Origin of the sequence: Bradyrhizobium sp. INPA03-11B (assembly GCF_040446015.1) — a bacterium.
Lineage (GTDB): Bacteria > Pseudomonadota > Alphaproteobacteria > Rhizobiales > Xanthobacteraceae > Bradyrhizobium > Bradyrhizobium macuxiense_A.
Window position 1 is genome coordinate 1 of the sequence record NZ_JASGSR010000112.1, and the last position, 25,629, is coordinate 25,629.

The window sequence follows — 25,629 nt, forward strand, 5'->3', positions numbered from 1 at the left end:
CGCCAAGACCGCGCCGCTGCACGAGATCCCCTCGTTCCGCAAAACCCTCTGTGTGACGCGCCTGCCGCTTCCGCTGCGCCGCCTGGCCTGGGCGATCGGGCTGAATTTCGGCCGGCAGCGCGCCAATTTCTGCGGCAGCTTCGGGGTGACCTCGGTCGCGGCCTATGGCCCCGGCGAGTTGCACGCGCTGAGCCCGGGGCCCTTCCTGCTGAGCTATGGCGTGGTTAAGCCGGACCACACCGTCGATGTGGTGCTGCGCTGGGACCATCTGGTCTGCGACGCCGCCCTGATCGCCCAGACCCTGACCCGGCTCGAGCACGTGCTGAGCGGCGAAATCGCCGCAGAATTGGGCGCGATCCGGCCTCACACCGACGCCCGGCCGGTCCGGGCGGCCGGAAACCGGCTTTGAGGGCCGAAACCGGCCAATTTTGACGCAGATTCGGCCCAAAACGCCCCCCGTTTCGTTTGACAGGACCGGACTTTCTCCTTAAGACCACCCTTGCTCGCGGGCCGGTTTCGGCCCGCGATGCGTTTCGCGACCCGTGGTTCTCCCCGAGCTTTCGAGGCGAACCTGTCGGTACAGGCCTTTTGGCCGGTACACAGGAGGGCGCGTCTCCTCAAACCCTAGACTGACAAAATGCCGGTCGCTTGATGCGACGGCTACGCAAAGAGGACGCGATGACAAAGCGCAGTGAGGCGAAGTACAAGATCGATCGCCGCATGGGCCAGAATATCTGGGGCCGCCCGAAGAGCCCCGTGAACCGCCGCGAATACGGCCCCGGCCAGCACGGCCAGCGCCGCAAGGGCAAGCTCTCCGACTTCGGCGTGCAGCTCCGCGCCAAGCAGAAGCTCAAGGGCTACTACGCCAACATTTCCGAGCGCCAGTTCCACGGCATCTATGTCGAAGCCAGCCGCCTGAAGGGCGACACCGGCGAGAACCTGATCGGCCTGCTCGAGCGCCGTCTCGACACCGTGGTCTATCGCGCCAAGTTCGTCTCCACGATGTTCGCCGCGCGCCAGTTCATCAACCACGGCCACATCAAGGTGAACGGCCGCAAGGTCAACATCGGCAGCTACAAGCTGAAGGTCGGCGACGTCATCGAGGTCAAGGAATCCTCCAAGCAGCTCACCCCGGTCCTCGAGGCGAGCCAGCTCCCCGAGCGCGATGTGCCCGACTTCATCGAAGTCGATCACTCCAAGATGACCGCGAAGTACGCGCGCACCCCCGGCCTCTCGGACGTGCCGTTCCCGGTGCAGATGGAGCCGCATCTGATCGTCGAATTCTATTCGCGCTGATCACAGCACGCATGCGAGATCCGAAAGGCCCCGGTTTTGCCGGGGCCTTTTTGTTTGGGCCGGCTTTTGTGTTATAGTTCAGCGCATGTCTGGGACCGCCGACAAGACAGTTCGCATCATGCCGTCCGCCACGCCGACGGAAGCCGAACTTGCGGCTTGGGCCGCCCTTCCCCGCGACGAGCAAATACGCCGTTATCAAGAGGCGCTTTCCCATCCTGATTGCGCCACGCCGACCGATGACAGCATGGATGACGTGCTAGCGGCGGCCCGACAGCAAGCCGCCGCACGCACGAATGGCTGAGTACCGCCTCTCAGTTAGAGCGCGCGCGCAGCTTATCGACATCTACGAATTCACGTCGCGGACCTTCGGCCCATACCAGGCCGAAGCCTATCATGCAGGCCTCGAGCGAACGTTCAGTCTGCTCGCGGATTTCCAACGCATCGGGCAATCGGTCGACGAATTGGCGCCGGGCCACCGCCGCTTTCGATTCCAGTCCCACAATGTCTTCTACACGGAGGAAAATGGACATGTTCTGATCCGTGCCGTCTACCACCATGCACAAGACATCCGACCGAAGCTGTTTGACTGATCACCAGGACTAGCCATGCACTACACCCCTGCCCGCCCCGATCCGAAGGCGCCCGCCGTCCGCATCAACCTGCTGTCGGACACTCAGACGAAACCGACGCCGGCCATGCGCGAGGCGATGGCGAAGGCGGAGGTCGGCGACGAGCAGGTCGGCGACGATCCGACCACCAACGAGCTCTGCGCACGCGTCGCCGATCTGCTCGGCAAGGAAGCCGCCGTCTTCATGCCGTCGGGCACGATGTGCAACGTCGCGGCGACGCTCGCCTATTGCCGCCCCGGCGACGAGATCCTGGCGCATGCCACCGCGCATATCATCGCGCGCGAGGGCGGCGCGCATGCCGCGCTCGGCGGCTTCCAGATCACCCAGCTCCCGGGCGACGACGGCCAGTTCACGCCGGACACGTTTCGCGCCGCGCTGCATCCGCGCACCCGCTACCAGCCGCCGCAGGTGCTGGTCAGCGTCGAGCAGACCGCCAATATCGGCGGCGGCACGATCTGGAAGAAGGCCGCGCTCGACGAGGTCGTGCGCATCGCCAAGGACCACGGACTGGTGACCCACATGGACGGCGCGCGGCTTCTGAACGCGACCGTCGCATCCGGCATCTCGCCGCGCGACATGACGGCGGGCTGGGATTCGGCCTGGATTGATTTCTCGAAAGGCCTTGGCGCGCCGATCGGCGGCGCCATCGCCGGCACCCGCGCCTTCATCGACGACGTCTGGCGCTGGAAGCAGCGGCTCGGCGGTTCGATGCGGCAGTCCGGCGTCTGTGCCGCCGCCTGCATCTATGCGCTCGATCACCATGTCGACCGTCTCGCCGACGACCATGCCAATGCGCGGGCGCTGGCGCGAGGGCTGGCGCAGATCAACGGCATCACGGTGCAGACGCCCGAGACCAACCTCGTGTTCTTCAAGCCCGACGGCGCCGGCGTCTCGGGCGACAAGATGGTCGCCGAGCTGCGCAAGCGCGGCGTGACGCTGGCGATGATGGACGACCGGATCAGGGCCTGCACGCATCTCGACGTCTCAACGGCGATGATCGAGGAAGCGGTCGGGCACGTCAGGGACATCGTGCGCGCGGCGTAACTCCCGTAGCCCGGATGGAGCTCGACGAAATCCGGGCTGCCAAACTACGGCAGCCGCTTTCCGACGTAGTCAGTTCCTTCCTGGTGAAGCATCACTTGCATTGCCGCGTTCTGGTCGTCCGTGTCGAATGACAGCACGGCATCGACGATTTTGAAAAAGAACTCGTGATCGCTGGTGGCAAAGATTTCGCGCCGCTCCTGCCCTGTCGCCTCGCTGAACAGGCGATTGCCCTCCCTTGTGACGCGGATCGAAAATTCCGGCGAGAACCGATAGGTTCCGACCAGACGGTCCAGCGTCTGCGGGCTCACCGCAATGAACTTCCCGACCTTGGCCTGGCGATCTGGCCAGCCGTACTCGGCCGCGATGCTGCGCAGGATCTCGTCGACGAGGATACGACCGCCCCAGCTGTTGGTCATGACAACGGCGCCATCGCCGTTCTCGAAAATGACCATGGTGTCGATGAAGCCCTCGTTCACTCCGTTGTGCCAGAATTGCCGGTTGGGCGCCGAGCCGCGAACTAGCCAGCCCAGCCCGCGTCGTCCGATCCCGGGCGGTAGCCCGTCGGCACTGCCGAGAACCGGCGAGAGCATCTCGGCCGTCATCGATTGCGACAGAACGGGATTGCTCCGACCTGCCAACGAATCCAGCACACCGAGCAAGAGACGGGCGAGATCGGTCGGCGTCGTCCATAATCCCGCGGCGGCCAGTTCGGGATAGACATGCGGGCCGCCAGGCACCGGCGCGCCGTCCGACCGGTACGGTGTAGCGGCCATCGTCAAACGATCCGCAGGCAATGGCTGCGCGAAACTGGAATGCGTCATCCCGAAAGGCTTGAGGACGACGTCGTCGAGCAGCGCAGGAAACGGCCGCCCCGTCACGTCGACGAGAAGTTGCTGAACGATCGTGTAGCCGCCGCCGGAATAGCGGTCCTGCTTGCCGGGTTCGTGCTCGACCCGGACAGGCGCGCTGTTTGCAGGCGGCGTGCCGTCGAGAACCTGGAGAAGAGAGGGGACCGGCTGGCCGGCCTGATAGCCGGGGTAGAAGGGCACGTTGATCCCGGCCGTATGGCTCAGCAACCGCCGAACTGTCACCCGGGATAGGGAATACGGATAGTCCGGAATCTTCCAGCTCTTGAGCGAAGCGTTGACGTCCGCATCGAGATCGAGCTTGCCGGCCTGCGCCAGCGCCAGAGCGGCAATAGCGGTCACCGGCTTGCTGATCGAGGCCGCCTGGAACAGCGTTTCCGGCACCACGGGCGGACCGCCGATGGCGACTAAGCCGAAGCCGCGCGCCCATTCGATGGCGCCGCCATGAATCACCGCTATGCTGACACCGGGAACGTGCAGCTCGTTCATGCGATCGGCAAGCGTCATTGGCGCATCGCCGTCGACGACAATCGCCGTCCTCAGGCCGTTCAAGACGCGGTCGATCCGCTGCATGACGTCGGCATCACCGGGGCGGCGAGGTTCTTCGGCCAGAACAGGCCGGCACGCAGTCATGGCGGCAGCAATCATGGCGGCAGATGTGACGGCCACCAGGATGAGCTTGCGGAGAGTGAACGTCATCGCCTGCATGACCACCTCCCCGCGCCACCGCTAGCGCCCCATCGCCTGATAGATCAGCGTCTTCAGCGCCTGCTGGATCCGGCCGCGCTGCGACGGCGTCTGCACCATGAAGATCCCGAACAGATCGTCGGCGGGATCGACGAAGAAGAACGTGCCCCCGACGCCGTCCCAGCGATACTCACCCAATGGCCAGTCCGTATTCGGCGGCACTGAGGTGCGCACGGCAAAGCCGAGGCCGAAGCCGGAGTTCGGACCGGGGTAATAATTCTTGTCGCGCACGACCCCGGTTTCCGGACCGATGTGGTCCTTCGCCATCAGCGCGATGGTTTCCGGCTTCAGATAGCGCTTGCCCTCATAGAGGCCGCCGTTCAGCAGCATCTGCGAGAAGCGCGCATAGTCGCCGATGGTGCCGACCATGCCGCCGCCGCCGGATTCCCATCGCAGCAGCTGGCGCGGGTCGCGGATGTCGGCAACCGGACTGATGGTGCGATCCTTCGGCATCGGCTCGGCGATCAACGGCCATTTCGCAGGATCGGTGACGTAGAACGCCGTCTCGTTCATCCCGAGCGGGCCGAGCAGCCGCTCCTTCTCGACCTGAAACAGGGATTTCCCCGAGATCACCTCGATGATGCGGCCGAGCACGTCGGTGGAATGGCCGTAGTCCCATCGCGTGCCGGGTTGCTCGGCAAGCGGCAGCGCCGTGAGCCGCGCCACGAATTCCGCGTTGTCGGGATCGTTGTTGAACAGGCCGGCATCGGCGTAGTCCTTGTTCACGATCCCGCCGCCATAATAACCGTAGGGCAATCCGGCGGTGTGGCGCATCAAGTCTTCGATGGTGATGGGTCGCTTGAGCGGCTCCAGCATCATCGTCGGCTTGCCCTCGTCGCCGCGCTTCTCCACGCCGACCTTCATGCCGGCAAAGGCCGGGATGTATTTCGACACCGGATCGCTGAGCGCGAGCTTGCCTTCCTCCACCAGCATCATGGCGACGACCGTCGTGATCGGCTTCGACATCGAATAGAGGCGGAAGATGGTATCCGCGCTCATCGAGAATTCGGTGGCGACGTCGCGAACCCCGAACTTCTGGAAGTAAACCGGTTTGCCGTGCTGCTGCAGCAGCAGGATCGCACCGGGGATCTTGCCGGTCGCGACCTCGTTCCTGACATAGTCGGAGACCTTGGCGAGGCCCTCCGGAGAGAATCTGTGCGCGGCCGACCCCGGGGAGCCGGCCTTCGCATCGGTTGCGACGAACGCGAGCACGAGTGCCGCGACGACTGCGCGGCACCCACGCATGTCAGTTCTCCATTGCTTCATAGACGAGTTGCTTCAGCGTCCGCTGGATGCGCTGGCGTTCGGTCGGCGTCTGCTCAAGCAGGACGAAGAAGAAATCCTGCTTGCGGTCGATGATATAGTAGCAGCCGCTGGCGCCGTCCCATTTCAGCTCGCCGAGATCGCCGGGCGGCGGCGGCTTCGCCGTGCCCGGATCGGTGCGCACCGCAATCCCCAGCCCGAAGCCGAAGCCATCTCCGGGGAAGTAGAAAAAATCGCGCTCGACGCCGGAGCCCGGCCCGACGCGGTCGGTCGTCAGCTCCTTGAACGTCTCGGGCTTCATGATGGTCTTGCCGTCGAGGGTGCCGCCATTGAGTAGCATTTGCGCGAAGAGCGAATAATCCGCCATCGTCGAGACCATGCCGCCAGAGGCGGACTCCCATTTCTTGACCTTGGTCGGATCGTTGACCCGGCCGACCCGGAAGTCGCTGTCGTTCGGCATCGGCTCGGCCATCAGCTTCTGCTTCTCGGGATCGGTGACGAAGAAGCCGGTGTCCTTCATCCCGAGCGGGCCGAGCAGCCTCTCCTGCTCGATGGTCGAGAGCTTCTCGCCGGTGGCCACTTCCATCACGCGTGCCAGGATGTCGGTGGAATGACCGTATTGCCAGAGCGCGCCGGGCTGGTTGTGCAACGGCAGCTTGGCGATCCGCTCGGCGAATTCGGCGAGATCGAAATCTCCGCCGTAGATGTCGGCTGCCTTGTAGGCCTTGCGGACCAGGCTGTCGCCATAGAAGCCGTAGGTGATACCCGATGTATGCGTCATCAGATCGAGGATCGTGATCGGCCGCTTGGGCGGCACCAGCTCGAGCGACTTGGTGCCGTCCTCGGCCTTCTTCTCGACGCCGACCTTCACATCGGCAAAGGACGGAATGTACTTCGAGACGGGATCGTCGAGCTTGTATTTCCCCTCCTCCAGCAGCTGCATCGACGCCACGGCGGTGATCGACTTGGACATCGAAGCCAGCCGGAAGATGGTCTTGTCCGTGATCGGCACCTTGCTGACCACGTCCTGCACGCCGAAGGCCTCGTGATAGACCGGCTTGCCGTGCTGCTGAATCAGGACGACGGCGCCGGGAATCTTCCCGGTCGCGACCTCGTTCTTGAAGAACTCGCTGATCTTGGCGAGCTTGTCGGGGTTGAAATGCGCACCGGCCGGAATCTCATAGGTGCCCTCGGTGTGCGAGAACGCCGGCGCCGCAAGCACCACCGCGACCGCGGCTGCGGCGCACGTCAATCGAAATGAATGCATTTGAACTATCCCTCCCCGGATATCACGGGGAAGTGTAGCGGCGGTATCATCAGGCACAAGGGCTACCGAAGGCGTCCAGGATCGCCTGATGTAGCTCGCCGCTTGGGGCCGAGAAGCAGCAGAAGATGATGTGCTCAACGCCGGGGGCAGCGGCCAGCGTGTCGACGACAGTCTTTACGGCGATCTGGGCGGCGCGATCTGCCGGAAAACGATAAATGCCGGTCGAGATTGCGGGGAAAGCGACCGAGGCGAGGCCATGCTTCTCACAGAGCTCCATCGAGCGCCGATAGCAGGATGCCAGGAGTTCGTCCTCGTCGAGCTTGCCACCATTCCATACCGGGCCAACCGTATGGATGACGTGCTTGGCGGGCAGCCGATATCCCTTGGTGATCTTGGCCTGCCCGGTCTTGCAGCCGTGAAGCATGCGGCACTCGGCGACAAGTTCGAGCCCAGCGGCGCGATGAATCGCGCCGTCGACACCGCCGCCACCGAGCAGCGATGAGTTGGCCGCGTTGACGATGGCGTCAACGCGCAGGGTCGTGATGTCAGTGACGATGACTTCGAGCCGCGCCTTGCCGATCTGGCGCGCGGTCAACGTCAGGCAGCCACGTCGACCGGGATGCCCTTGTCGGCAAACAGCTGCTGCAATTCGCCGGCCTGGAACATCTCGCGGATGATGTCGCAACCGCCGACGAACTCGCCCTTCACATAGAGCTGCGGGATCGTCGGCCAATTCGAATAGACCTTGATGCCGTTGCGCAGCTCGGCCGATTCCAGAACGTTGAGGCCTTTGTAGCCGACACCGATGTGGTCGAGGATCTGCACGACCTGACCGGAAAACCCGCACTGCGGGAATTGCGGCGTGCCCTTCATGAACAGCACGACGTCGTTCGACTTCACTTCGTTGTCGATGAATTGCTCGATGCTCATTTTCGCTTCCTTGCGTAGGCGGCGCTCTCAAGCCCTTGCGGGCCGGCCCGCCCTTCTAACCCGTGACTGGCTATATATGTAGCTCAAACCATTGTGCATCCAAAGCAAAATGGCGGAAATCTGGCATGCGGCGGGGGCCGGACGGCACCCCCAAAGCGCCGGGATTATCTGACGGCCCCAATATCATCATGGGGGAGGCTTTTTTCCCGTAACGGAGCCCCTATCTAGGACGAACTGTCCGTCAGGAACCAGATTGCCGAAGCAACGTTCTCCCCTGGAATCGGAGACCCATGTGACGAAACCAGCCTCTGCCGCGGCCAACGCGACCGCCGACACCCCGTCACTTTCCTCCGAATCCGCCCCGCTCGCGCAGCGGCTGGCGGACGCCTATCGCGCGGTCCGCGACGAGACCGAGCGCCGGGCCGCCCCGCTGTCGGCGGAAGATCAGCTGATCCAGTCGATGCCGGATGCGAGCCCTGCCAAATGGCACCGCGCCCATACCACCTGGTTCTTCGAGCAGTTTCTGCTCGGTGCGCACCTCAAGGGCTACATGCCCTTCCATCCGGACTACGCCTATCTGTTCAATTCCTATTACGTCAGCGCCGGCCCCCGCCATGCCCGCCACCAGCGCGGTCACCTGACCCGCCCGACCACCGACGAAGTCACCGCGTATCGCCGCCATGTCGACGCCGAAGTCGTGAAATTCTTCCAGACCGCGACGCCTGAACAGCTCGAGGCCCTGGTGCCGCTGGTCGAGGTCGGCCTCAATCACGAGCAGCAGCATCAGGAGCTGATGTACACCGACATCCTGCATGCCTTCGCACAGAACCCGATCCCGCCGGCCTACGATCCGGCTTGGCGCTTCCCGGCATCGCAGCACGGGCAGCAGGAATGGGTGACGCTCAACGAAGGCATCCACACCGTCGGCCACGGCGACGACAGCTTCCATTTCGACAATGAGAAGCCCGCGCATCGCGCCCTCGTCGGCCCGGTCAAGCTCGCGAAGAATCTCGTCAGCAACGCCGACTGGCTCGCCTTCATCAAGGACGGCGGCTATTCCACCGCCACGCTGTGGCTGATGGACGGCTTCGGCAATGTGAGCAACGAGGGCTGGCGGGCGCCCGGCCATTGGCGCGAGATCGACGGCGAATGGAAGATCATGACGCTGGGTGGCCTGCAGGCGATCGACCCAAAGGCCCCGGTCTGCCATGTCAGCTATTACGAGGCCGACGCCTTCGCCCGCTGGGCCGGCAAGCATCTGCCGACCGAGATGGAATGGGAGGTCGCGGCGCGTGCCGGCCTGCTCAACGACGCCTATGGCATCGTCTGGCAATGGACCCGCAGCGCCTACTCACCCTACCCGGGTTACCGCGCGATCGAGGGCGCGCTCGGTGAATACAACGGAAAATTCATGGTGAATCAGCTCGTGCTGCGCGGCTCGTCGCTGGCGACGCCGTCAGGTCACAGCCGTGTCACCTACCGCAACTTCTTCTATCCGCACCATCGCTGGCAATTCACGGGGTTACGCCTCGCCGACTACGCCTGATTGATTCCAGTTGACATCAAGTGCGCGCCGGTAAGCGCGTTCAGGAGAGTATCATGAATGTGCATGCCGCCGCTTTGGCAAAAGCGTATCCGTTCGACGAGGCGACTTCGGCGTTTGCCGGCGACGTGATCGGCGATCTCGCCCGTCACCCGAAACGGCTGTCGCCGAAATATTTCTACGACGCCGCGGGCTCGGAGCTGTTCGAGCAGATCACGGTGCTGCCGGAATATTATCCGACGCGCACCGAGCTTGGCATCCTGCGCGACCGCGGCGACGAGATCGCTGCGATCATCCCCAACGGCGCGGCGCTGGTCGAATTCGGCGCCGGCGCGACCACCAAGGTGCGGCTGCTGCTCGAGCATTGCGAATTCGCAGCCTATGTGCCGGTCGATATATCCGGCGATTTCCTCAAGGCCCAGGCCGATGGATTGCGGAAGGATTTCCCCGGTCTTGGCATCTATCCGGTCGCAGCCGACTTCACCACGCCGTTCGCGCTGCCCGACGCCGTCGCCGCCATGCCGAAGGTCGGCTTCTTCCCGGGCTCGACGCTCGGCAATTTCGAGCCGAGCGAGGCCTTGGCCTTCCTGCGCAGCGCGCGCAAGATCCTCGGCCATGGCGCGCAGATGATCATCGGCGTCGACCTCGAGAAGGACGAGCGCGTGCTGTACGACGCCTATAACGATGCAGCCGGCGTCACCGCGCGCTTCAACATGAACGTGCTGGCGCGGATCAACCGCGAGCTCGGCGGCAATTTCGACCTGTCGGGCTTCACCCACCGCTCGATCTACAACCGCGACCGCCATCGCATCGAGATGCACCTGATCAGCCGCAAGGCACAGACCGTGCGCATCCTCGGCAACACCTTCGCGTTCCGCCCCGGCGAAAGCATTCACACCGAGAACAGCTATAAATACTCGCTCGAGCGTTTCACCGCGCTCGCCCGCAGCGCGGGCTGGACGGTGCGCAACAGCTGGACCGACGCCAACACGATGTTCTCGGTGCACGCGCTGGTCGCGGACTAGCGCCCAACCAGGACGGGGGCACGATCATGGGCCGGCGTGCGCTGCAGATCGCCACAGTGGTGCTCGCCCTCGTCCCGATCCTGACCGGCATCATCACCATGCTCGGCGTGAGCGATCCGCTCTACGCCTCGTCGGGCGTGCCGGCACTACCCGTGCTGGACAGCAATCTGCGGTTCTTCGGCGGGGTCTGGCTCGGCCTCGGCCTTGCACTGCTCTGGCTGGTGCCGCGCATCGAAAGCGAGAGCGTGCTGTTTCGCGTGGTCTGGGGCGGCATCTTCCTCGGCGGCATCGGCAGGCTGCTGTCGATCGTGATGGTCGGCGCACCGCCGCTGCCCTTCGTGGGCTTCACCCTGCTCGAAGTGATCGGTGCGCCGCTGTTCGTGTATTGGCAGCACCGGGTGGCGACGGCCGACCGCAGCTAACGGCCCTCGCTATTCTTCCTCTTCAGTCGACCGCAGCGAGATCGACTCCCACGCCGCGACCACGATCATGATTGCGGTGGTGACGATCGAGAGCACCAGCGGCGACATCGCGCCGGCGAAATAGGCCGTGATCGCCAGCGCGATGATGCCGACGCCGTGCGAGAGCTGCAGGAAGTTGCGGATCACGTGCTTGAACAGGATGGTCCCGACCAGGAACAGCATGGGGCCACCGACCGAGCTGACGATCGTCTTGAGGTCGGAAAGGCCGGACGGGTGCTTCAGCACCAGTTCGTCGGCGACCGCGGTGAGGATGATGCCGCCGACGATAGGCATGTGCAGATACGTGTAGGCGATCCGCGCCACGCGGCCGGATTCCTCCGCCTTCGAAATCATCTCGGAGCCGGCCTCGGCGCCCTTGTGGAAATAGATCCACCACATCGCAATGCTGCCGACCAGCGCCGAGATAAACGCTGTGACATTCTCCGGCGTCCAGGTCAGCTCGGCGAACGTCGCGCCGTCGACCACGATCGCCTCGCCGAGCGCGATGATGATAAAGCCGGCGCAGCGCTCGGCCATGTGGCCGCCCTCGACCGACCACGCTTCCATCGAGGAGAACCCGAGCCCCGGGGTCCAGAACCGCGCGGCCGGCGCGACATATTCGATTGTCAGCGCCGCGATCCAGAGCCACATCCGCGTCTCGTGCTCGGCAAAGCCGCCGAGGATCCAGAGCACGGCCGAGCAGCTCAACCAGGTCAGGATGCGGATCGCATTGTGGCGCACCGCGGTGCGTCGCCGCGGCGTCGCCAGCAGCCAGAACGCCGTGCGGCCGACCTGCATCGCCGCATAGGTCCCGGCAAACCACAGCCCGCGGCCCTCGAAGGCGGTCGGGATCGAGGTCGACAGCAGCAGCCCGCCCAGCATCAGGACGAACAGCAGCAGGCGGACCGGCGTCAGGTCGGGATTGAGCCAGTTGGTGACCCAGGTGGTGTAGACCCACACCCACCACACCGCGAGAAACAGCAGCGTGACCTGCACCGCGCCCAGCAGGGTGAAGTGGTGCAGCAGCGTGTGCGACAGCTGCGTGACGGCGAAGACGAAGACGAGGTCGAAGAACAGCTCGGCATTGGTGACGCGGCTGTGCTGGTTCGGCACGATGACGCGAAACATCGCTCCGCGCGGATTATCTGCCATCGCTCGAGGCCCCCGCCGCTGGCCGGGGGCCTAGCCTTCCGGCACCCCGGTCTGCAGGGCGAGCGCATGCAGCACGCCGCCCATCTGGCCTTTCAGCGACTGGTAGACGATCTGGTGCTGCTGGACGCGGGACTTGCCGCGGAATGACTCGGAAACGACAGTGGCCGCGTAGTGGTCGCCGTCGCCTGCCAGGTCGCGGATCGTCACCTCGGCGTCCGGGATAGCTGCCTTGATCATCGATTCGATATCACGGGCGTCCATCGGCATCCCAGTCCACCTCCGTCAGGTCGTTCGAATCAGGGCCGATTCGGCCAGGATAAAACCTAGTCCTTGAGGTCTTCTAGGTCATCCCAGCGCACACTATATTCCCATTCCCAGCGATTTAAACCTGCATCAATCGGTCACAAGCCATCACGCCGAAATGACCAGAAGAGGCGCAGATTCATGAAGCTCCCCGGCCCCGACCATCCGATCACGATCACGCCCAATGCCAAACGCGTCCGCGTCACCGCCGGTGGCGTCGTCATCGCCGAGACGACCCATGCGCTGACCTTGAAGGAAGCGAGCTATCCGGCGGTGCAATACGTCCCCCGGCAGGACGCCAACATGGCGCTTCTGACCCGCACCGAGCGGACCACGCATTGCCCTTACAAGGGGGATGCGAGCTATTTCAGCATCAAGGCCAACGGCAAGACGCTGGACAATGCGATCTGGACCTATGAGGAGCCCTTCCCGGCGATGACCGAGATCGCCGGCCACCTCGCGTTCTATCCCGACAAGGTGAAGATCGAAGAAGTCGCCTAGGCCGTCTGGCCTGCCGCGACGCCGGGCCGTGCCCGGCGCCTCGGCGTGAGGCTCGGCCTGAGAACGTAAATGCCCGGGCAAGGCCCGGGCATGACGACGGGAATGTGCGGACGGATCGCCGCTAGACCCTGAATATCGTGAGCCCGAGGATCAGGAGCACCAGGAAGATCACGACGAACACGTAGAACAGGAAGCGTGCGATATCGGCGGAGGCGGCTGAGATGCCGGTGAAGCCGAGCAAGCCCGCGATGATCGAGACGACAAGGAAGATCAACGCCCATTTCAGCAGTGTCATTGCTTGCTCCTCAAAGCCGCGTGCGCTCGGTGCGCCCGCCAGCCTTCCCGACAACGCCCGCTCAATATTCCAGTTCCAAATCGAAACAGACGCGCTGAGATGACCGACCTCGACACCACGGAATCGAGACAATTCCTACTTGCTGAATCGGGTTCCCAATTGCAACATCCGGGTGCAGACCCGGCTGGGGGCACCATGAAATCGATTGCTCACGCGGCTCCGGCCGTCGACGTCCAGGCAGCACCGAAGCTCCACAAACGCAACGTCGCCCTCGATCGTGCGCGCACCTTCCTGACGCTGGTCGTTTTGCTGCACCACGCGGTGATCCCCTACACCTATTTCGGGCACACCGATCCGACGTCGTGGATCGGCTTCGACTGCATGGTGCTCGCCACCGACAGCTTCTTCATGGCGATGTTCTTCTTCCTGTCGGGGCTGTTCGTGTGGCCCGGGCTCGGCAACAAGCCGTGGCTGATCTTCCTGCGCGACCGGCTGCTGCGGCTCGGCCTGCCCTTCGTGATCTGCGCGTTCACCGTGATTCCGATCGCCTATTACGCGATCGCGCTGCGTGCGACGCCCGACCTGACCTTCTCCGAATTCTGGTGGAGGACCATGATCTACGGGCCCTGGCCGAGCGGCCCGATCTGGTTCGTCTGGGTCCTGATGGCCTTAGACCTGACGGCAAGCGTGCTGTACCGGGTGTCGTCGCGCCTGCTCGAACCGATCAACCGCCTGTCGGTCAAGGGATTTGAACGCCCCTCGAAGTTCTGGCTGTTCCTCGTCGTCGTCAGTGCCGCCTTCTATTTGCCGATGCTGGTCCATTACGGCCAGAACTACTGGTTCGAGCTCGGACCGTTCTCGGTGCAGGCGAGCCGGGTGCTGCTGTATGCGTGCTACTTCTTCATCGGTGCGGGGATCGGCTCGGCGAACTTCGAGAACGGCCTGCTCAGCGCGAACGGACGGCTGACCGAGCGGCGCTGGTTCTGGACCGGCATCACATTGATCCCCTACTGCCTGATGTGGGTGATGATCTACATCAAGCGGCAGATCATCGGTAACCCCGACCCGTTGCCGGGTTGGTACCTCGCGATCTACGGCAGCTTCTACGTGCTGTTCAGCGCCTCGATCATGTTCGCGATCCTGGCCTACTTCCTGCAATCGAAGGCGGCGGGCCCGACGCTGCTCGATCGCATGCAGGGTGACGCCTACGGCATGTTCCTGGTGCACTATCCGATCGTGCTGTGGCTGCAATACTGGCTGTTCGACATGGAATTGCCGGCGATCGCCAAGGCCGCGATCGCGTTGTTCGGCACCGTGGCGCTGAGCTGGGCCGCGACCGCTGTACTGCGCAAGATTCCCGGCTCGAAATACGTGCTTTGATCACGCTCCTCGCCGCCACGCTTCGCAGCGCGGGGTCACGGGCGATCATGATTTAGAGGTCGGCGGCACGAACAGCGTACCGATCACCAAGTTGCTGCCGATGACGAAATGGCTCGCCGCAGCGTCGGCATGGAGCAGCGGCGCAAGCGGCAGGCTTGACGGCAAATCGCGACCGACAAGTTACGCACACCCTGCCATTGGTCACATGCCGCCGGGTGATTCTAAGGTATGCTGGCCGGACTGCTTGACCTAGGGAGTCCCAGAATGAACGACCCTCAAGTTGGATGGATCGCGGCAATCATCGTCGGCGGATTGGCCGGCTGGCTCGCCGAGATGATCATGAAGTCCGGAACCGGCATCTTCATGAACATCATCCTCGGCATCGTCGGCGCCGCGCTGGCGAACTGGCTGTTGGGTCTGATCGGCGTGTCGCTCGGCGGAGGCTGGATCGGCTATCTCGTCGCCGGCTTCATCGGCGCCTGTATCATCATCTTTGCGTGGCGCGCGGTCCGCGGCGCGACATAGAGCACGATCCGGAAAAGTGCGAAGCGGTTTTCCCTCGCGACAAACGCGTAGCGTTTGCGCGGAGATCATGCCCGAACAAAAAGCTAAGGCACGATGACGGTTCAATCCGATCTCATCGCGCTTTGGGCTTGATCCAAAGGATCGGGCTCGCACAAAAAGGAATAGCGCGATGATGGGTTCATCGCGCCATTGGGATCTTTGCGACACGCGATAGCGCCTGATCCAGCCGGATCAGGCGGCAGCACCGCGCATGTAGTTCGGCAGCCAGTGCTCGAAGGCGCGGGACAGGCTTTCGACGGTCACCGGCGCCTCGCCGGCGACCGCAATGGCATCGCCGCCGATGGTGCCGATCCGCGCGCAGGGCACGCCTGCCCCCTTCATCTTCGCCAGCACGAGACCGGCATCCGCCGCAGGCACGGTGACGATGTAGCGGGCCTGATCCTCGCCGTACCAATAGGCATGCGGCACGATGGACGACGGCGCCGCCAACAGCTGCGCGCCGATGCCGCTCGCGATCGCCATCTCGGCGAGCGCGATCAGGAGCCCGCCGTCGGAAACGTCATGCACCGCGGTCGCAGTGCCGGCGCGGATCATGCCGCGCACCACGTCGCCATTGCGCTTCTCGGTGGCGAGATCGACCGGCGGCGGAGCGCCCTCCTCGCGGCCGCAGACGTCGCGCAGATAGACCGACTGGCCGAGCCAGCCGTGGGTATCGCCCACCAAAAGTATCGCCTCGCCCGCCGCCTTGAACGCCAGGGTGGCGGATTTCGTGAAGTCGTCGAGCACGCCGACGCCGCCGATCGAGGGCGTCGGCAGGATGCCGCGGCCGTTGGTCTCGTTGTAGAGCGAGACGTTGCCGGAGACGACCGGGAAGTCGAGCGCGATGCAAGCTTCCGCAATGCCCTTCAGGCAGCCGACGAACTGGCCCATGATCTCGGGCCGCTCCGGATTGCCGAAATTGAGGTTGTCGGTGATCGCGAGCGGCCGGCCGCCGACCGCGGTGATGTTGCGCCAGGCTTCCGCGACCGCCTGCTTGCCGCCCTCGAACGGATCGGCCTCGCAATAGCGCGGCGTGACGTCGACGGTGAGCGCAAGCCCCTTTGGGCCGTCCTCGACGCGGACCACCGCCGCATCGCCGCCGGGGCGCTGCATGGTGTTGCCGAGAATGACGTGGTCGTACTGCTCCCACACCCAGCGCTTCGAGCACAGCTCGGGCGTGCCGATCAGCTTCTCCAGCGCGTCTGCGATGCCGAGCGGCGGCTTGACGTCCTGGCCGCGGATCACCGGCAACGCGTTTGAGGCGACGTGCGGACGGTCATAGACCGGCGCCTCGTCGCCGAGCTCCTTGATCGGCAGATCGGCCATCACGTCGCCGCCATGCTTGACGACGAAGCGCTTGGTCGGCGTGGTGTAGCCGACGATGGCGAAATCGAGCCCCCATTTCCGGAAGATCGCCTCGGCCTCTTGCTCCTTCTCCGGCTTGAGCACCATGAGCATGCGCTCCTGGCTCTCCGAGAGCATCATCTCGTAGGCGCTCATGCCGGTCTCGCGGGTCGGCACCGCGCTGAGGTCGAGCTCGACGCCGAGGTCTCCCTTGGCGCCCATCTCGACCGCTGAGCAGGTCAGGCCGGCCGCGCCCATGTCCTGGATCGCGATCACGCAGTCCGCTTCCATGATCTCGAGGCAGGCTTCCAAAAGCAGCTTCTCGGCGAAGGGATCGCCGACCTGCACGGTCGGGCGCTTCTCCTCGGAGGCGTCGTCGAATTCGGCCGAGGCCATCGAGGCGCCATGGATGCCGTCGCGGCCGGTCTTGGAGCCGAGATAGACGATCGGCATGTTCACGCCGGAGGCCGCCGCGTAGAAGATCTTGTCGGCATCCGCGAGGCCCACCGCCATCGCGTTGACCAGGATGTTGCCGTCATAGCGGGTGTGGAAGCGCACCTGGCCGCCGACCGTCGGCACGCCGAACGAATTGCCGTAGCCACCGACGCCCGCGACCACGCCGGACACCAGGTGCCGGGTCTTGGGATGCTCGGGCGCGCCGAAGCTCAGCGCGTTCAGGCAGGCGATCGGGCGCGCGCCCATGGTGAAGACGTCGCGCAGGATGCCGCCGACGCCGGTGGTCGCGCCCTGGTAGGGCTCGATATAGCTCGGGTGGTTGTGGCTCTCCATCTTGAAGACCACGGCCTGGCCGTCGCCGATGTCGATCACACCGGCATTCTCGCCGGGGCCCTGGATCACCCAGGGCGCCTTGGTCGGCAGCCCGCGCAGATGGATGCGGGACGACTTGTACGAGCAATGCTCGTTCCACATCGCCGAGAAGATGCCGAGCTCGGTGAAGGTCGGAACCCGCCCGATCAGCTTGAGGATGCGCTCATACTCGTCCGGCTTCAGCCCGTGGGCGGCGACGAGTTCGGGGGTGATTTGAGGTTCGTTCTTGGGCGCGGTCATGGGACCCTTAATAGGTAGATCGAACGGGGGCGAAAAGGCCTTTTACGGCCCATTTCCGGCCTGTCCAGAGCTTTGCGGCGGTTGCACGCGGCTTGGGGTTGGCACCCGGGATTTGCACAATGGGGATGGATCGGATTTAAGGACCCGAACCCGATAATTGAAGGCCCAGATTTCGTGAACGAACTCGCCCCGACCGCACTCAACACCGCATTCAACCGCCGCCCCGACCTGCACGTCGAAACCGAGGGCGAATTCGCCGGCTGGCGAACCTGGACGCGGGACAATTTCGAGACCCATACCGGCCCATTTTACCACCGCATGGACGAGAACGGCCGCATCTCTTGCGCGTTCCGGGTCGCCAAGAAGCACCTCAACGGCTCCGGCAACGTTCATGGCGGCTGCTTCATGACCTTTGCGGATTACTGCCTGTTCGCGCTTGCGGCCTCGGTACTCCAGGGCCCCGGCGTCACGGTCTCGTTCGCCTCGGAATTCCTCGATGCGGCCCGCGAGGGCGATTTGATCGAATGCACCGGCGAGGTCACCCGCGCCGGCGGCTCGCTGATCTTCGTGCGCGGCATGCTGACCTCGGCCGAGCGGCCGCTGTTCACCTTCTCCGGCACCATCAAGCGCGTGAAGCGCAAGGCTCCGGCGGAGCCGACTGCGTAAGTGCGCGCGCCACCCGCTTCGCGCGACAACACGCGAGGCCTGTGAATACACGTCGTCATCCAGCCGTTACATCGGCGCGGATTGAATCGACGGCACGGCTCTAGCGCGTTGTGTTCACGTGCGTTCTTCGCGCGACGCAATCCATACGGCAGTTGTGACGCGACGACGTGCTGTCGTTGCGTCGTCGCGCATGCGTCACATGCCCGTCAGCCAAGCCTCCGTAGATTGCCGAACAGTTTCCGTTTGTGCATTCGCGTAGCGAGGTTGGGGCATTCTCATGAAATTGAAAACGTTCGTTTCGGTAACGACGGCGATGTCGCTTGTCGCATCGCTGGCATGGACCGCAACTCCGGCGCGCGCCGGACAGGACGGCGATAATGGCGATCGCGGCACCGATTCCCGCGGTCAGGATCAAGACCAAGACCATGACGGCGGTCATCATGGCCGCAAGCCGCGCGTGGTGATGATCTCGCTCGACGGCGCAAAACCCGATTTCATTCAGAAATTCATCGAGGAAGGCGTGCTGCCGCGCGACGGCGGCCTCGCCCGTCTCAGCCGGCGCGGCGCGGTCGCAATGCAGAACGTGACGGCGTCACCGTCGCTCACCGCGGTCTCGCACATCGCGATCGCGACCGGTTCGACCGCGGTACATAACGACATCCCCTCGAACACGTTCCAGCCGATCGTCGGGCCGATCTCCAGCAGCATCAGCGGCTTTGCGGCGCCGATCGGCGGCTACAATGAGAGCCCGCTCGGGCCGACGGCAAACCCGACGGCGCAGCCGCTGTGGGTGCAGCTGCGCCAGCAGGGCAAGAAGGTCGTCACCGCGACCTGGCCCGGCGGCGACGGCGCCGACATCTCCATCAACAAGACCGTGGTGCAGCCGGCGCAGCCGACCCGCGTCACCGACTTCACGGTGCCGTTCGGCGCGTTCGGCGGCATCGGCGCCCAGGGCTTTACGCTGTCGCGCAGCGATTTCGCGGCCGATCCCGGCATCGTGGCGGCGCTGCAGGCCGCGGGCCATTTCTCGTTCAGCCCCGTGCTGGTGACCTCGGCGCCGATCGAGACGTTCTCGTGCTCCGCCGCGGCGACCGCGACCTGCACCAGCGCATCGACGCTCGACGTCAAATACTCGATCCGTGTCGCCGCGATCGACACGACAAATGATCGCAAGGTGAATTACGACACGCTGGTGTTCTTCGACGAGAACCGCGGCATCACCGCGGGGCCGTTCCACGCGCCGTCGACCGGGCCCGCCTATGTCAAGTTCGGCGGCGAGAACGCGCCGTTCTTCTTCGAGGGCAGCGGCGCCAAGGTCGGTGCCGCCTACTTCGTCTCGGCGCTGTCGCCGGATCTCTCGGTGGTGCGCTTCGCCCGCTACGGCGCCAACTACATCCCGCGCAACACGCCGGTGCTCGCCGATGTCGACGACATCAACAACAACATCGGGTTCTGGCGTCCGCAGGCCGATTTCCGGATTCCGGAGCGCTTGAGCCCCGGCTTCACCAACTTCCCCGACGTCGAGATCGAGATGATGTACGAGGACATGGTGAAGACCTTCGTGCGCTACCAGGCCAACATCGGCGAGCGCGCGATCAAGACCCATCCGGATGCCGACCTCGTGATGGTCTATATCGAGCAGCCCGACGGCTCCGAGCACCAATTCCTGCTCACCGATCCGCGCCAGGGCACCAACCCCGCCGACCCGAACTCGATCGGTGCCAACCAGGATTCCGCCAAGGTCAAGCGCTACGCCTCCTACATCCGCTTCGCCTACCAGACCGCCGACAAGGCGGTGAAGCAGATCGCCGATGCCGCGGGCCATGACAGCAACGTCGTCGTGGTGTCGGATCACGGCTTCGCGCCGTTCCACACTTCGGTCAATCTCACCAACATCCTGCGCAACGCCGGCATCGACACCAGCAAGGTCGGCGTCCGCACCTCGGGTCCTGCCGCCGACATCTACGTCAACCTGCAGAACCGCGAACTCGGCGGCACCGTCGATCTCGCGACCTATCGCGCCCTGGTGGCGCAGATCACCGATGCGGTGAAGAACGCGGTCGATCCCAATGCGCGCTTCAACTACTCGCTTAGGGATCAGCGCATCTTCACCGTCGTCGAGACCCGACCGCTGCAATGCGACGCCGGTACCGGGCAGTGCACCAGCAAGACGGTCGGCCAGGACTATGGCGACGTGTTCGCGCTGATGGCGCCGGGCTATAATTTCGACGGCATCCAGAACCCCGGCGTCGCACGCCAGGGCGACGCGCCGTTCAATTCGGCAACCACCGCGCTGTCGATGCCGAACTTCTACGGCGCCCATGGTCACGACCCCGAGCTTCCGGTGATGAGCGCGACGTTCATCGCCGCGGGGCCGCAGATCCGGAAGGACACCGTGGTGCGGCACATGCGCAACATCGACGTGGCGCCGACCGTCATGCGGATCCTCGGCACGACGCCGCATCACGTCGACGGCGAGGTGCTGAACGAAGTCCTGCGCTAGAGCGCGGTCCGGAAAGCGCGAAGCGGCTTTTCCGGCAGGACCATGTTCAAACAGAAACTAAAGCGCGGTGCTGATCGCGCTTTAGCCTTTCACGCAAATTCCGCGCGACGGACGCCGAGCCGGCGTTCGTCGCCTTTTCCGCCCTAGCCTTTCGACCTGCGGCCAAGCTACATTCGGCTCATCGCGCGACAATGCGCGAAGGGAGCCAATCAAGGTGCCGAAGAGCACAGCAAACACGGGTGGCGTGACGGCTCCCGCGATCACGCCCAGCCTGTCCACCGCGCCCGGTGCGCATAGCTGGCGCGACTATGCGCTGCTGCTGGCGCTCGCCTGCTGCTGGAGCTCGACCTATCCGCTGACCAAGATCGGGCTCGGCTCGATCCCGCCGGTCACCTTCATCTCGGCGCGCTCGCTGGTGGCCGCCTTCTTTCTGCTCGTGGTGCTGCGGATCCGCGGCATCCGCATCCCAACCGACGTCAAGGCCTGGAAGCTGTTCGCCTTCCAGCAGACCATCAACTCGACGATCCCGTTCCTGGTGATCACCTGGGCGCAGCTCTACGTGCCGGCGTCCAACACCGTGGTGCTGGCCTCGACGACGCCGATCTTCGCCTTCCTCATCACCTGGGCGATCACGCGGCACGAGCCGGCCTCGCTGCTCAAGCTGGTCGGCGCGATCCTCGGCCTCGCCGGCACGGTCGCGATCATCGGCCTCGACGCGCTCTCGGGATTCGGCAAGGAGATCTTCGCCGAGATCGCGATCCTGCTCGCCACCGTCTCGTTCGCCTGCGCCACGATCTTCGGGCTTCGGCTGTCGGACTACGATCCGATGGTGGTCGCCGCCGGCTCGCTGCTGTTCGGCGGCACCGTGCTGTTGCCGGTCACGCTGATCGTCGACCATCCCTGGACACTGCACCCGACGCCGCAGGCGCTGGTCGCCACCGTCGTGATGGGCATCTTCTCCAGCGCATTCGGGTTGATGCTGTTCTACATATGCCTGACGCGGCTCGGCACGCTCACGACAAATGCGCAAGGTTACTTGCGGATTCCGATCGGCGTCGCGTTGTCGGTGATCCTGCTCGGGGAATCCGTGCCGTCGAACCTAGTGCTGGGGCTCGTGCTGGTCATGTTCGGCGTCGCCGCGATGACGGTGCCGGCCGACGCGGTCAAGCGCTGGCTGCGAAGGCTCTAGTCCAAGCTCAAGCCGACAGCTGTTTCTCGGCAATCGAGAGCCATTCGGCCTGAGCGTCGCGCAGATATTTCGGCGCGCGGCGCATCTGGATCAACAGCTCGTTGAACACGATGCGCGCCTCCGCGGTGCGGCCGACCAGCTGCAGCAACAGGCCATAGCGCACCCGCGCCTCCGCGCCCGGAAAATACTGCGACACCGCCTGATATTCCTCCAGCGCCTCGTCGAGCCGTCCGATCTCGGCAAGTGAACGCGCATAAAGCAGATGCCCCTCGGCGGACTCGAAATCCGGCCAGCGCTCGCGCAGGGCATCGAGCGTCGCCAGCGCCTCGGCCGGCTGCTTGCGGGCGAACTGGGCCTGCGCCTTAGCCAGCGCGTAGGCAGGATCGTCGCCCTGCGGCAGCCGCAACACGTGGTCGTAGTGACTCTCCGCCTCCTCGAAGCGGCCGATGGTGTGACACTCCGCGGCGAGTGCCGCACGGTTGGCGATCGTGTCCGACGTCGCGAGCCGGTCGGACAATTCGCGGTACCGCTTCTCCGGATCGAGCCGGTTGGCGACGCGCTTGCGCGCCTGCGCGGCACCCGGTCCGCCCCACCATTCCGGGATCAGCTCGACGACGATGTAGGCGAACGCGCCGATCAGCGGCACCATCAGGATGATGAAAGCCCACGGCTGCAAACGCCCGGTGCGCGAGGCGTGGTAGATCAGCGTGATGTCGAGCAGCAATACGACCAATGCAACAGGCATCAGGAATCCCAGCGAGCCGGACACATCATCCAAATCGTCTCCGTCATAACGTGCCCAGCACGTCGTGACAATCCTCGGTTGCCATGCCGACTGCACTAGCGTGAAGAGATTGTGAAACGGAAGCGACTATCCCTGCATTGGTCGCGGACGGAATGGTCCAGGTTCATGGTCCCTATTGCGCTTCGCAGCGGGCCTTGCGCTCCTCTTCAGCGCGCTTTTCCTGCTCCGATCTCGCCTGCATTTCCTCCTTCGAAAGCTCGATCACCTTCGCCTCTTGTGCGGGTCCATCGTAGGCATCAGCGAAGCCGGCAAGTGGTACGATCAGGCTGATCGGCGAATTGGCCTTGTCGATTGCTTGCAGGGCAAGCGTATGCCCTCGCTTGAGCTGATCGACCAGTTCCGGCCCCGCGTCGTAGTCCGCGATGCAACCGCTGGCAAAGCAGCTCGTGTAGGGCCGCTCAATCGCCTGCCCCTGATCGAGGATGATCCGAACGCCACGTTCGACCTTCACCCGGGTCGGCAGGGTGACGCGCAATGTCTTCCTGGTATCTCCGGTGCGCGCGATGAGCGTTGCTGATACGACCGGCCCGCAGTCGACGTTCTCTATCTTCAATCGACCGTCTCGCCCGACAAAGCAGGCATCGCCCAGGCAGAACTTCGCCCAGGGTGAGTAAGTCAAGTCAGACTGTTCGTCGGCCGCGGCACCGGCAACGAGCCAAGCGAGCGCCATGCCGGCGCAGCAGCGCAAGACAACACGGCGCATGACCGCATCCCCGATCAGACCTGAACGCAGGCTTGCCGCAGACTGTGTCCGCAATAGGGAGTTGCACGCCGCGGAGGCGCTACTTCTTGTCGTCCGCCAGCAGCGCGCGGTATTTCGCGACGTCGCGGGTCACGAGTTGCTGCAGCGCCTCGGGTGTGAGTTCATTGGCGTCGGGGGCGACCGTCGACAGGTCGAGGAAGCGCTTCTTCACTGCGTCGCTTGCGACCGCGGTGCGCGCCGCGGCGTTGAGCTTGGCGATGATCTCCGGCGGCGTGCCCTTCGGTGCGAACAGGCCGTTCCAGCCCTGCGCCTCGAACTCGGGCAGCCCGGCCTCGGCCGAGGTTGGCAGCGCCGGCAGCGAGGCGAGCCGCACCGTCGAACCGACCACGACCGCTTTCACCAGTTTGTCGTCGATCGCCTGCGACACCGAGGCCGCGGCATCGCAGACGCCGTCGATCTGGCTGCCGATCGCATCCGTCAGCGCGAGCGCCGCGCCGCGATAGCCGACCAGCTGCACGTCGATCCCGGCGGCATGCACGAAACTCTTGCAGATCAGGTAATTCGACGAGCCGACGCCGGCATGGCCGAGGTTGACCTTGCCCGGATTCTTCTTCGCGTAGTCAATGAATTCCTTGAGATCCTTGGCCGGAAAATCCTTGCGCAGCGCGACGATGCCGAAGGTCTTCGCCACGACGGCGATCGGCGCAAAGGAGTCGGGCGTGAACGACAGTTTTGGATAGATCGTGTAGGTCGCCGCATTGGTGCCGGCGTTGCCGATCGCAATCGTGTAGCCGTCCGGCTCGGCGCGCGAGGCGCGAGTCAGCGCGGTCGAGCCGCCGGCGCCGCCGACATTCTCGATGATGATGCTCTGGCCGAGCGCCGCGCTCATTTGGTCGGCGACCGCGCGAGCGATCACGTCGGAGGTACCGCCGGCTGTGAACGGCACGATCATCGTGATCGGACGCTTCGGGAAGTCCTGCGCCTGCGCCGCCGTCGCAAGCAGCAACGCCGCGGCGGCCGCGAACCACCGTCCGAGCATGGTGATTACGCCACCTTTTCGAACTGCTGGACCAGCCCTGCGAAGAGGCCGCGGCCGTCGGTGCAGCCCATGATCTCTTCGACGTGGTTTTCCGGATGCGGCATCATGCCGAGCACATTGCCGCGCTCGTTGACGATGCCGGCGATCGAATGCGCCGCGCCGTTGAAGTTGGAGGTCTCATCGACCACGCCCTCAGGCGAGCAGTAGCGGTAGAGCACCCGCCCGTCGCCCTCGAGACGCTTCAGCGTCTCCTCGTCCGCCTCGTAATTGCCTTCGCCATGCGCCACCGGCACGCGGATCACCTGGCCGGCATTGTAGCCGCGGGTGAACGGGGTGTCGGAGCGCTCGACCTTCATATGCACGTCACGGCAGACGAATTTCAGCGCGGCATTGCGCATCAGCACGCCCGGCAACAGGCCGGACTCGCAGAGGATCTGGAAACCGTTGCAGACGCCGAGCACGAGCCCGCCCTTGGCGGCGAAGTCGCGCACCGCGTCCATGACGGGCGCGCGCGCCGCGATCGCGCCGCAGCGCAGATAATCGCCGTAGGAGAAGCCGCCCGGCACCACCACGAGGTCGGTGCCTTTGGGCAGCGCGGTCTCGGCGTGCCAGACCATCGCGGTCTCGTTGCCGGATGCGAGCTTGAGTGCGCGCGCCATGTCGCGCTCGCGATTGATGCCGGGGAAGACGAGGACGGCTGATTTCATCGGATCACCTGGTTTTGGGCGCCAGCACGAGCTTCGCTGCGGCGGCAAACTTTGCGTAATTATCGTTGCTGGCCTTCTCGTCGCGCGCCGAACTGATCAGGCTGGCGGAGCCTTGTCCGCCGATCAGCAAGCCGCTGACTTGATACTCGCTCGCGCCGCCCGGCGTCACGGTCAGGCGCCGTGCCTTGAACATGCGCGGCGTCGCCGTGCCCTTGTCGCCGTCAACGCCGAGCAGCGTAATGCGCTGTCCAGGCGTCCGCTGTTCCAGCGCCTTGATGATCTGCTCCTGCCCCGCACGGAACTGGTCGAGCGTCATCTGCTTTCCGCCGGTATAATACC

27 protein-coding genes and 1 pseudogene are annotated in these 25,629 nt (G+C 64.5%); 14 read left to right on the top strand and 14 right to left on the bottom strand.

The window, feature by feature from the left end; translation table 11 throughout:
* From QMZ05_RS32265 to QMZ05_RS32285, 5 genes and pseudogenes are all read left to right on the top strand, one after another.
* Positions 1 to 409: pseudogene (locus tag QMZ05_RS32265) on the top strand (acyltransferase); the annotation flags it as partial.
* Positions 410 to 678: 269 nt separating this feature from the next.
* Positions 679 to 1,296 carry a 30S ribosomal protein S4 gene (gene rpsD, locus QMZ05_RS32270; protein WP_279705307.1) on the top strand — a complete coding sequence of 206 codons (618 nt, stop codon included), beginning with the start codon at positions 679 to 681 and terminating at the stop codon, positions 1,294 to 1,296.
* Positions 1,297 to 1,381: 85 nt separating this feature from the next.
* Positions 1,382 to 1,597 (top strand): hypothetical protein, encoded by a 216-nt coding sequence (locus QMZ05_RS32275; protein ID WP_353704431.1) that lies wholly within the window; start codon positions 1,382 to 1,384, stop codon positions 1,595 to 1,597.
* The gene (locus tag QMZ05_RS32280; RefSeq protein WP_353704432.1) at positions 1,590 to 1,886 is read left to right on the top strand and encodes a type II toxin-antitoxin system RelE/ParE family toxin; all 297 of its coding nucleotides are present in this window, start codon (positions 1,590 to 1,592) and stop codon (positions 1,884 to 1,886) included. Before QMZ05_RS32275 ends, QMZ05_RS32280 begins: the two co-directional genes overlap by 8 nt.
* Positions 1,887 to 1,901: 15 nt before the next feature.
* A complete protein-coding gene (locus tag QMZ05_RS32285) occupies positions 1,902 to 2,969 on the top strand; it encodes a threonine aldolase family protein (protein WP_353704433.1) in 1,068 nt (355 codons plus the stop codon).
* Between the two features lie 44 nt (positions 2,970 to 3,013).
* Here QMZ05_RS32285 and QMZ05_RS32290 read toward each other — a convergent pair whose 3' ends face one another.
* Genes QMZ05_RS32290 through grxD form a run of 5 tightly spaced genes read right to left on the bottom strand, consistent with a single transcriptional unit; the run spans position 3,014 to position 8,042 of the window.
* Positions 3,014 to 4,543, bottom strand: coding sequence for a serine hydrolase (locus tag QMZ05_RS32290; protein WP_353704434.1), 1,530 nt, complete (start codon positions 4,541 to 4,543; stop codon positions 3,014 to 3,016).
* Between the two features lie 21 nt (positions 4,544 to 4,564).
* Entirely contained in the window at positions 4,565 to 5,827 is a 1,263-nt protein-coding gene (locus QMZ05_RS32295) for a serine hydrolase domain-containing protein (protein WP_353704435.1), read from the bottom strand.
* Position 5,828: 1 nt separating this feature from the next.
* Positions 5,829 to 7,112: a serine hydrolase domain-containing protein gene (locus tag QMZ05_RS32300; protein WP_353704436.1), complete on the bottom strand. Its 1,284-nt coding sequence runs from the start codon at positions 7,110 to 7,112 to the stop codon at positions 5,829 to 5,831.
* Between the two features lie 49 nt (positions 7,113 to 7,161).
* The gene (locus QMZ05_RS32305; protein ID WP_353704451.1) at positions 7,162 to 7,713 is read right to left on the bottom strand and encodes an O-acetyl-ADP-ribose deacetylase; all 552 of its coding nucleotides are present in this window, start codon (positions 7,711 to 7,713) and stop codon (positions 7,162 to 7,164) included.
* Positions 7,710 to 8,042 carry a Grx4 family monothiol glutaredoxin gene (gene grxD / locus QMZ05_RS32310; RefSeq protein WP_016843475.1) on the bottom strand — a complete coding sequence of 111 codons (333 nt, stop codon included), beginning with the start codon at positions 8,040 to 8,042 and terminating at the stop codon, positions 7,710 to 7,712. The genes QMZ05_RS32305 and grxD overlap by 4 nt, the downstream gene beginning before the upstream one ends.
* Positions 8,043 to 8,334: 292 nt before the next feature.
* Between grxD and egtB the strand changes: the two genes are divergently transcribed.
* Genes egtB through QMZ05_RS32325 form a run of 3 tightly spaced genes read left to right on the top strand, consistent with a single transcriptional unit; the run spans position 8,335 to position 11,032 of the window.
* Positions 8,335 to 9,588, top strand: a complete 1,254-nt coding sequence (gene egtB, locus QMZ05_RS32315) for an ergothioneine biosynthesis protein EgtB (RefSeq protein ID WP_353704437.1) — start codon at positions 8,335 to 8,337, stop codon at positions 9,586 to 9,588.
* A 53-nt stretch (positions 9,589 to 9,641) separates the two neighbouring features.
* A complete protein-coding gene (gene egtD, locus QMZ05_RS32320) occupies positions 9,642 to 10,610 on the top strand; it encodes an L-histidine N(alpha)-methyltransferase (protein WP_353704438.1) in 969 nt (322 codons plus the stop codon).
* A gap of 26 nt (positions 10,611 to 10,636) precedes the next feature.
* Positions 10,637 to 11,032, top strand: coding sequence for a DUF4345 domain-containing protein (locus tag QMZ05_RS32325; protein WP_353704439.1), 396 nt, complete (start codon positions 10,637 to 10,639; stop codon positions 11,030 to 11,032).
* Positions 11,033 to 11,041: 9 nt separating this feature from the next.
* Here QMZ05_RS32325 and QMZ05_RS32330 read toward each other — a convergent pair whose 3' ends face one another.
* Both QMZ05_RS32330 and QMZ05_RS32335 read right to left on the bottom strand, forming a co-directional pair.
* The gene (locus QMZ05_RS32330; protein ID WP_353704440.1) at positions 11,042 to 12,223 is read right to left on the bottom strand and encodes a low temperature requirement protein A; all 1,182 of its coding nucleotides are present in this window, start codon (positions 12,221 to 12,223) and stop codon (positions 11,042 to 11,044) included.
* A gap of 30 nt (positions 12,224 to 12,253) precedes the next feature.
* Positions 12,254 to 12,490 (bottom strand): BolA family protein, encoded by a 237-nt coding sequence (locus tag QMZ05_RS32335; protein ID WP_021077843.1) that lies wholly within the window; start codon positions 12,488 to 12,490, stop codon positions 12,254 to 12,256.
* 177 nt (positions 12,491 to 12,667) lie between these two features.
* Here QMZ05_RS32335 and QMZ05_RS32340 point away from each other — a divergent pair, with 177 nt between their 5' ends.
* Positions 12,668 to 13,027 carry a DUF427 domain-containing protein gene (locus tag QMZ05_RS32340; RefSeq protein ID WP_353704441.1) on the top strand — a complete coding sequence of 120 codons (360 nt, stop codon included), beginning with the start codon at positions 12,668 to 12,670 and terminating at the stop codon, positions 13,025 to 13,027.
* A gap of 121 nt (positions 13,028 to 13,148) precedes the next feature.
* Here the strand turns inward: QMZ05_RS32340 and QMZ05_RS32345 are convergent, their stop codons facing one another.
* On the bottom strand, positions 13,149 to 13,322 hold the full coding sequence (locus QMZ05_RS32345) for a DUF1328 domain-containing protein (RefSeq protein ID WP_074128140.1): 174 nt from the start codon (positions 13,320 to 13,322) through the stop codon (positions 13,149 to 13,151).
* A 195-nt stretch (positions 13,323 to 13,517) separates the two neighbouring features.
* Between QMZ05_RS32345 and QMZ05_RS32350 the strand changes: the two genes are divergently transcribed.
* Together QMZ05_RS32350 and QMZ05_RS32355 are read left to right on the top strand one after the other, a co-directional pair.
* Positions 13,518 to 14,702 (top strand): acyltransferase, encoded by a 1,185-nt coding sequence (locus QMZ05_RS32350; protein WP_353704442.1) that lies wholly within the window; start codon positions 13,518 to 13,520, stop codon positions 14,700 to 14,702.
* Positions 14,703 to 14,966: 264 nt separating this feature from the next.
* Entirely contained in the window at positions 14,967 to 15,227 is a 261-nt protein-coding gene (locus QMZ05_RS32355; RefSeq protein ID WP_050423597.1) for a GlsB/YeaQ/YmgE family stress response membrane protein, read from the top strand.
* Positions 15,228 to 15,458: 231 nt separating this feature from the next.
* Here QMZ05_RS32355 and purL read toward each other — a convergent pair whose 3' ends face one another.
* Complete coding sequence (gene purL, locus QMZ05_RS32360) at positions 15,459 to 17,678, bottom strand: phosphoribosylformylglycinamidine synthase subunit PurL (protein ID WP_353704443.1); 2,220 nt, start codon at positions 17,676 to 17,678, stop codon at positions 15,459 to 15,461.
* Positions 17,679 to 17,852: 174 nt separating this feature from the next.
* Here purL and QMZ05_RS32365 point away from each other — a divergent pair, with 174 nt between their 5' ends.
* The 3 genes from QMZ05_RS32365 (at position 17,853) to QMZ05_RS32375 (ending at position 22,036) form a co-directional block, all read left to right on the top strand.
* Positions 17,853 to 18,344, top strand: coding sequence for a PaaI family thioesterase (locus QMZ05_RS32365; RefSeq protein WP_050423598.1), 492 nt, complete (start codon positions 17,853 to 17,855; stop codon positions 18,342 to 18,344).
* 277 nt (positions 18,345 to 18,621) lie between these two features.
* Entirely contained in the window at positions 18,622 to 20,847 is a 2,226-nt protein-coding gene (locus QMZ05_RS32370; RefSeq protein WP_353704444.1) for an alkaline phosphatase family protein, read from the top strand.
* A gap of 214 nt (positions 20,848 to 21,061) precedes the next feature.
* The gene (locus QMZ05_RS32375) at positions 21,062 to 22,036 is read left to right on the top strand and encodes a DMT family transporter (RefSeq protein ID WP_353704445.1); all 975 of its coding nucleotides are present in this window, start codon (positions 21,062 to 21,064) and stop codon (positions 22,034 to 22,036) included.
* Between the two features lie 7 nt (positions 22,037 to 22,043).
* Here the strand turns inward: QMZ05_RS32375 and QMZ05_RS32380 are convergent, their stop codons facing one another.
* From QMZ05_RS32380 to QMZ05_RS32400, 5 genes are all read right to left on the bottom strand, one after another.
* Positions 22,044 to 22,781 carry a tetratricopeptide repeat protein gene (locus tag QMZ05_RS32380; RefSeq protein ID WP_353704446.1) on the bottom strand — a complete coding sequence of 246 codons (738 nt, stop codon included), beginning with the start codon at positions 22,779 to 22,781 and terminating at the stop codon, positions 22,044 to 22,046.
* 172 nt (positions 22,782 to 22,953) lie between these two features.
* On the bottom strand, positions 22,954 to 23,544 hold the full coding sequence (locus QMZ05_RS32385) for an invasion associated locus B family protein (protein WP_353704447.1): 591 nt from the start codon (positions 23,542 to 23,544) through the stop codon (positions 22,954 to 22,956).
* 79 nt (positions 23,545 to 23,623) lie between these two features.
* On the bottom strand, positions 23,624 to 24,583 hold the full coding sequence (locus QMZ05_RS32390) for a tripartite tricarboxylate transporter substrate binding protein BugD (RefSeq protein WP_353704448.1): 960 nt from the start codon (positions 24,581 to 24,583) through the stop codon (positions 23,624 to 23,626).
* 5 nt (positions 24,584 to 24,588) lie between these two features.
* A complete protein-coding gene (gene purQ, locus QMZ05_RS32395; RefSeq protein WP_353704449.1) occupies positions 24,589 to 25,290 on the bottom strand; it encodes a phosphoribosylformylglycinamidine synthase subunit PurQ in 702 nt (233 codons plus the stop codon).
* 4 nt (positions 25,291 to 25,294) lie between these two features.
* A partial coding sequence (locus QMZ05_RS32400) for a hypothetical protein (RefSeq protein WP_353704450.1) occupies positions 25,295 to 25,629 on the bottom strand: 335 nt, incomplete at its 5' end.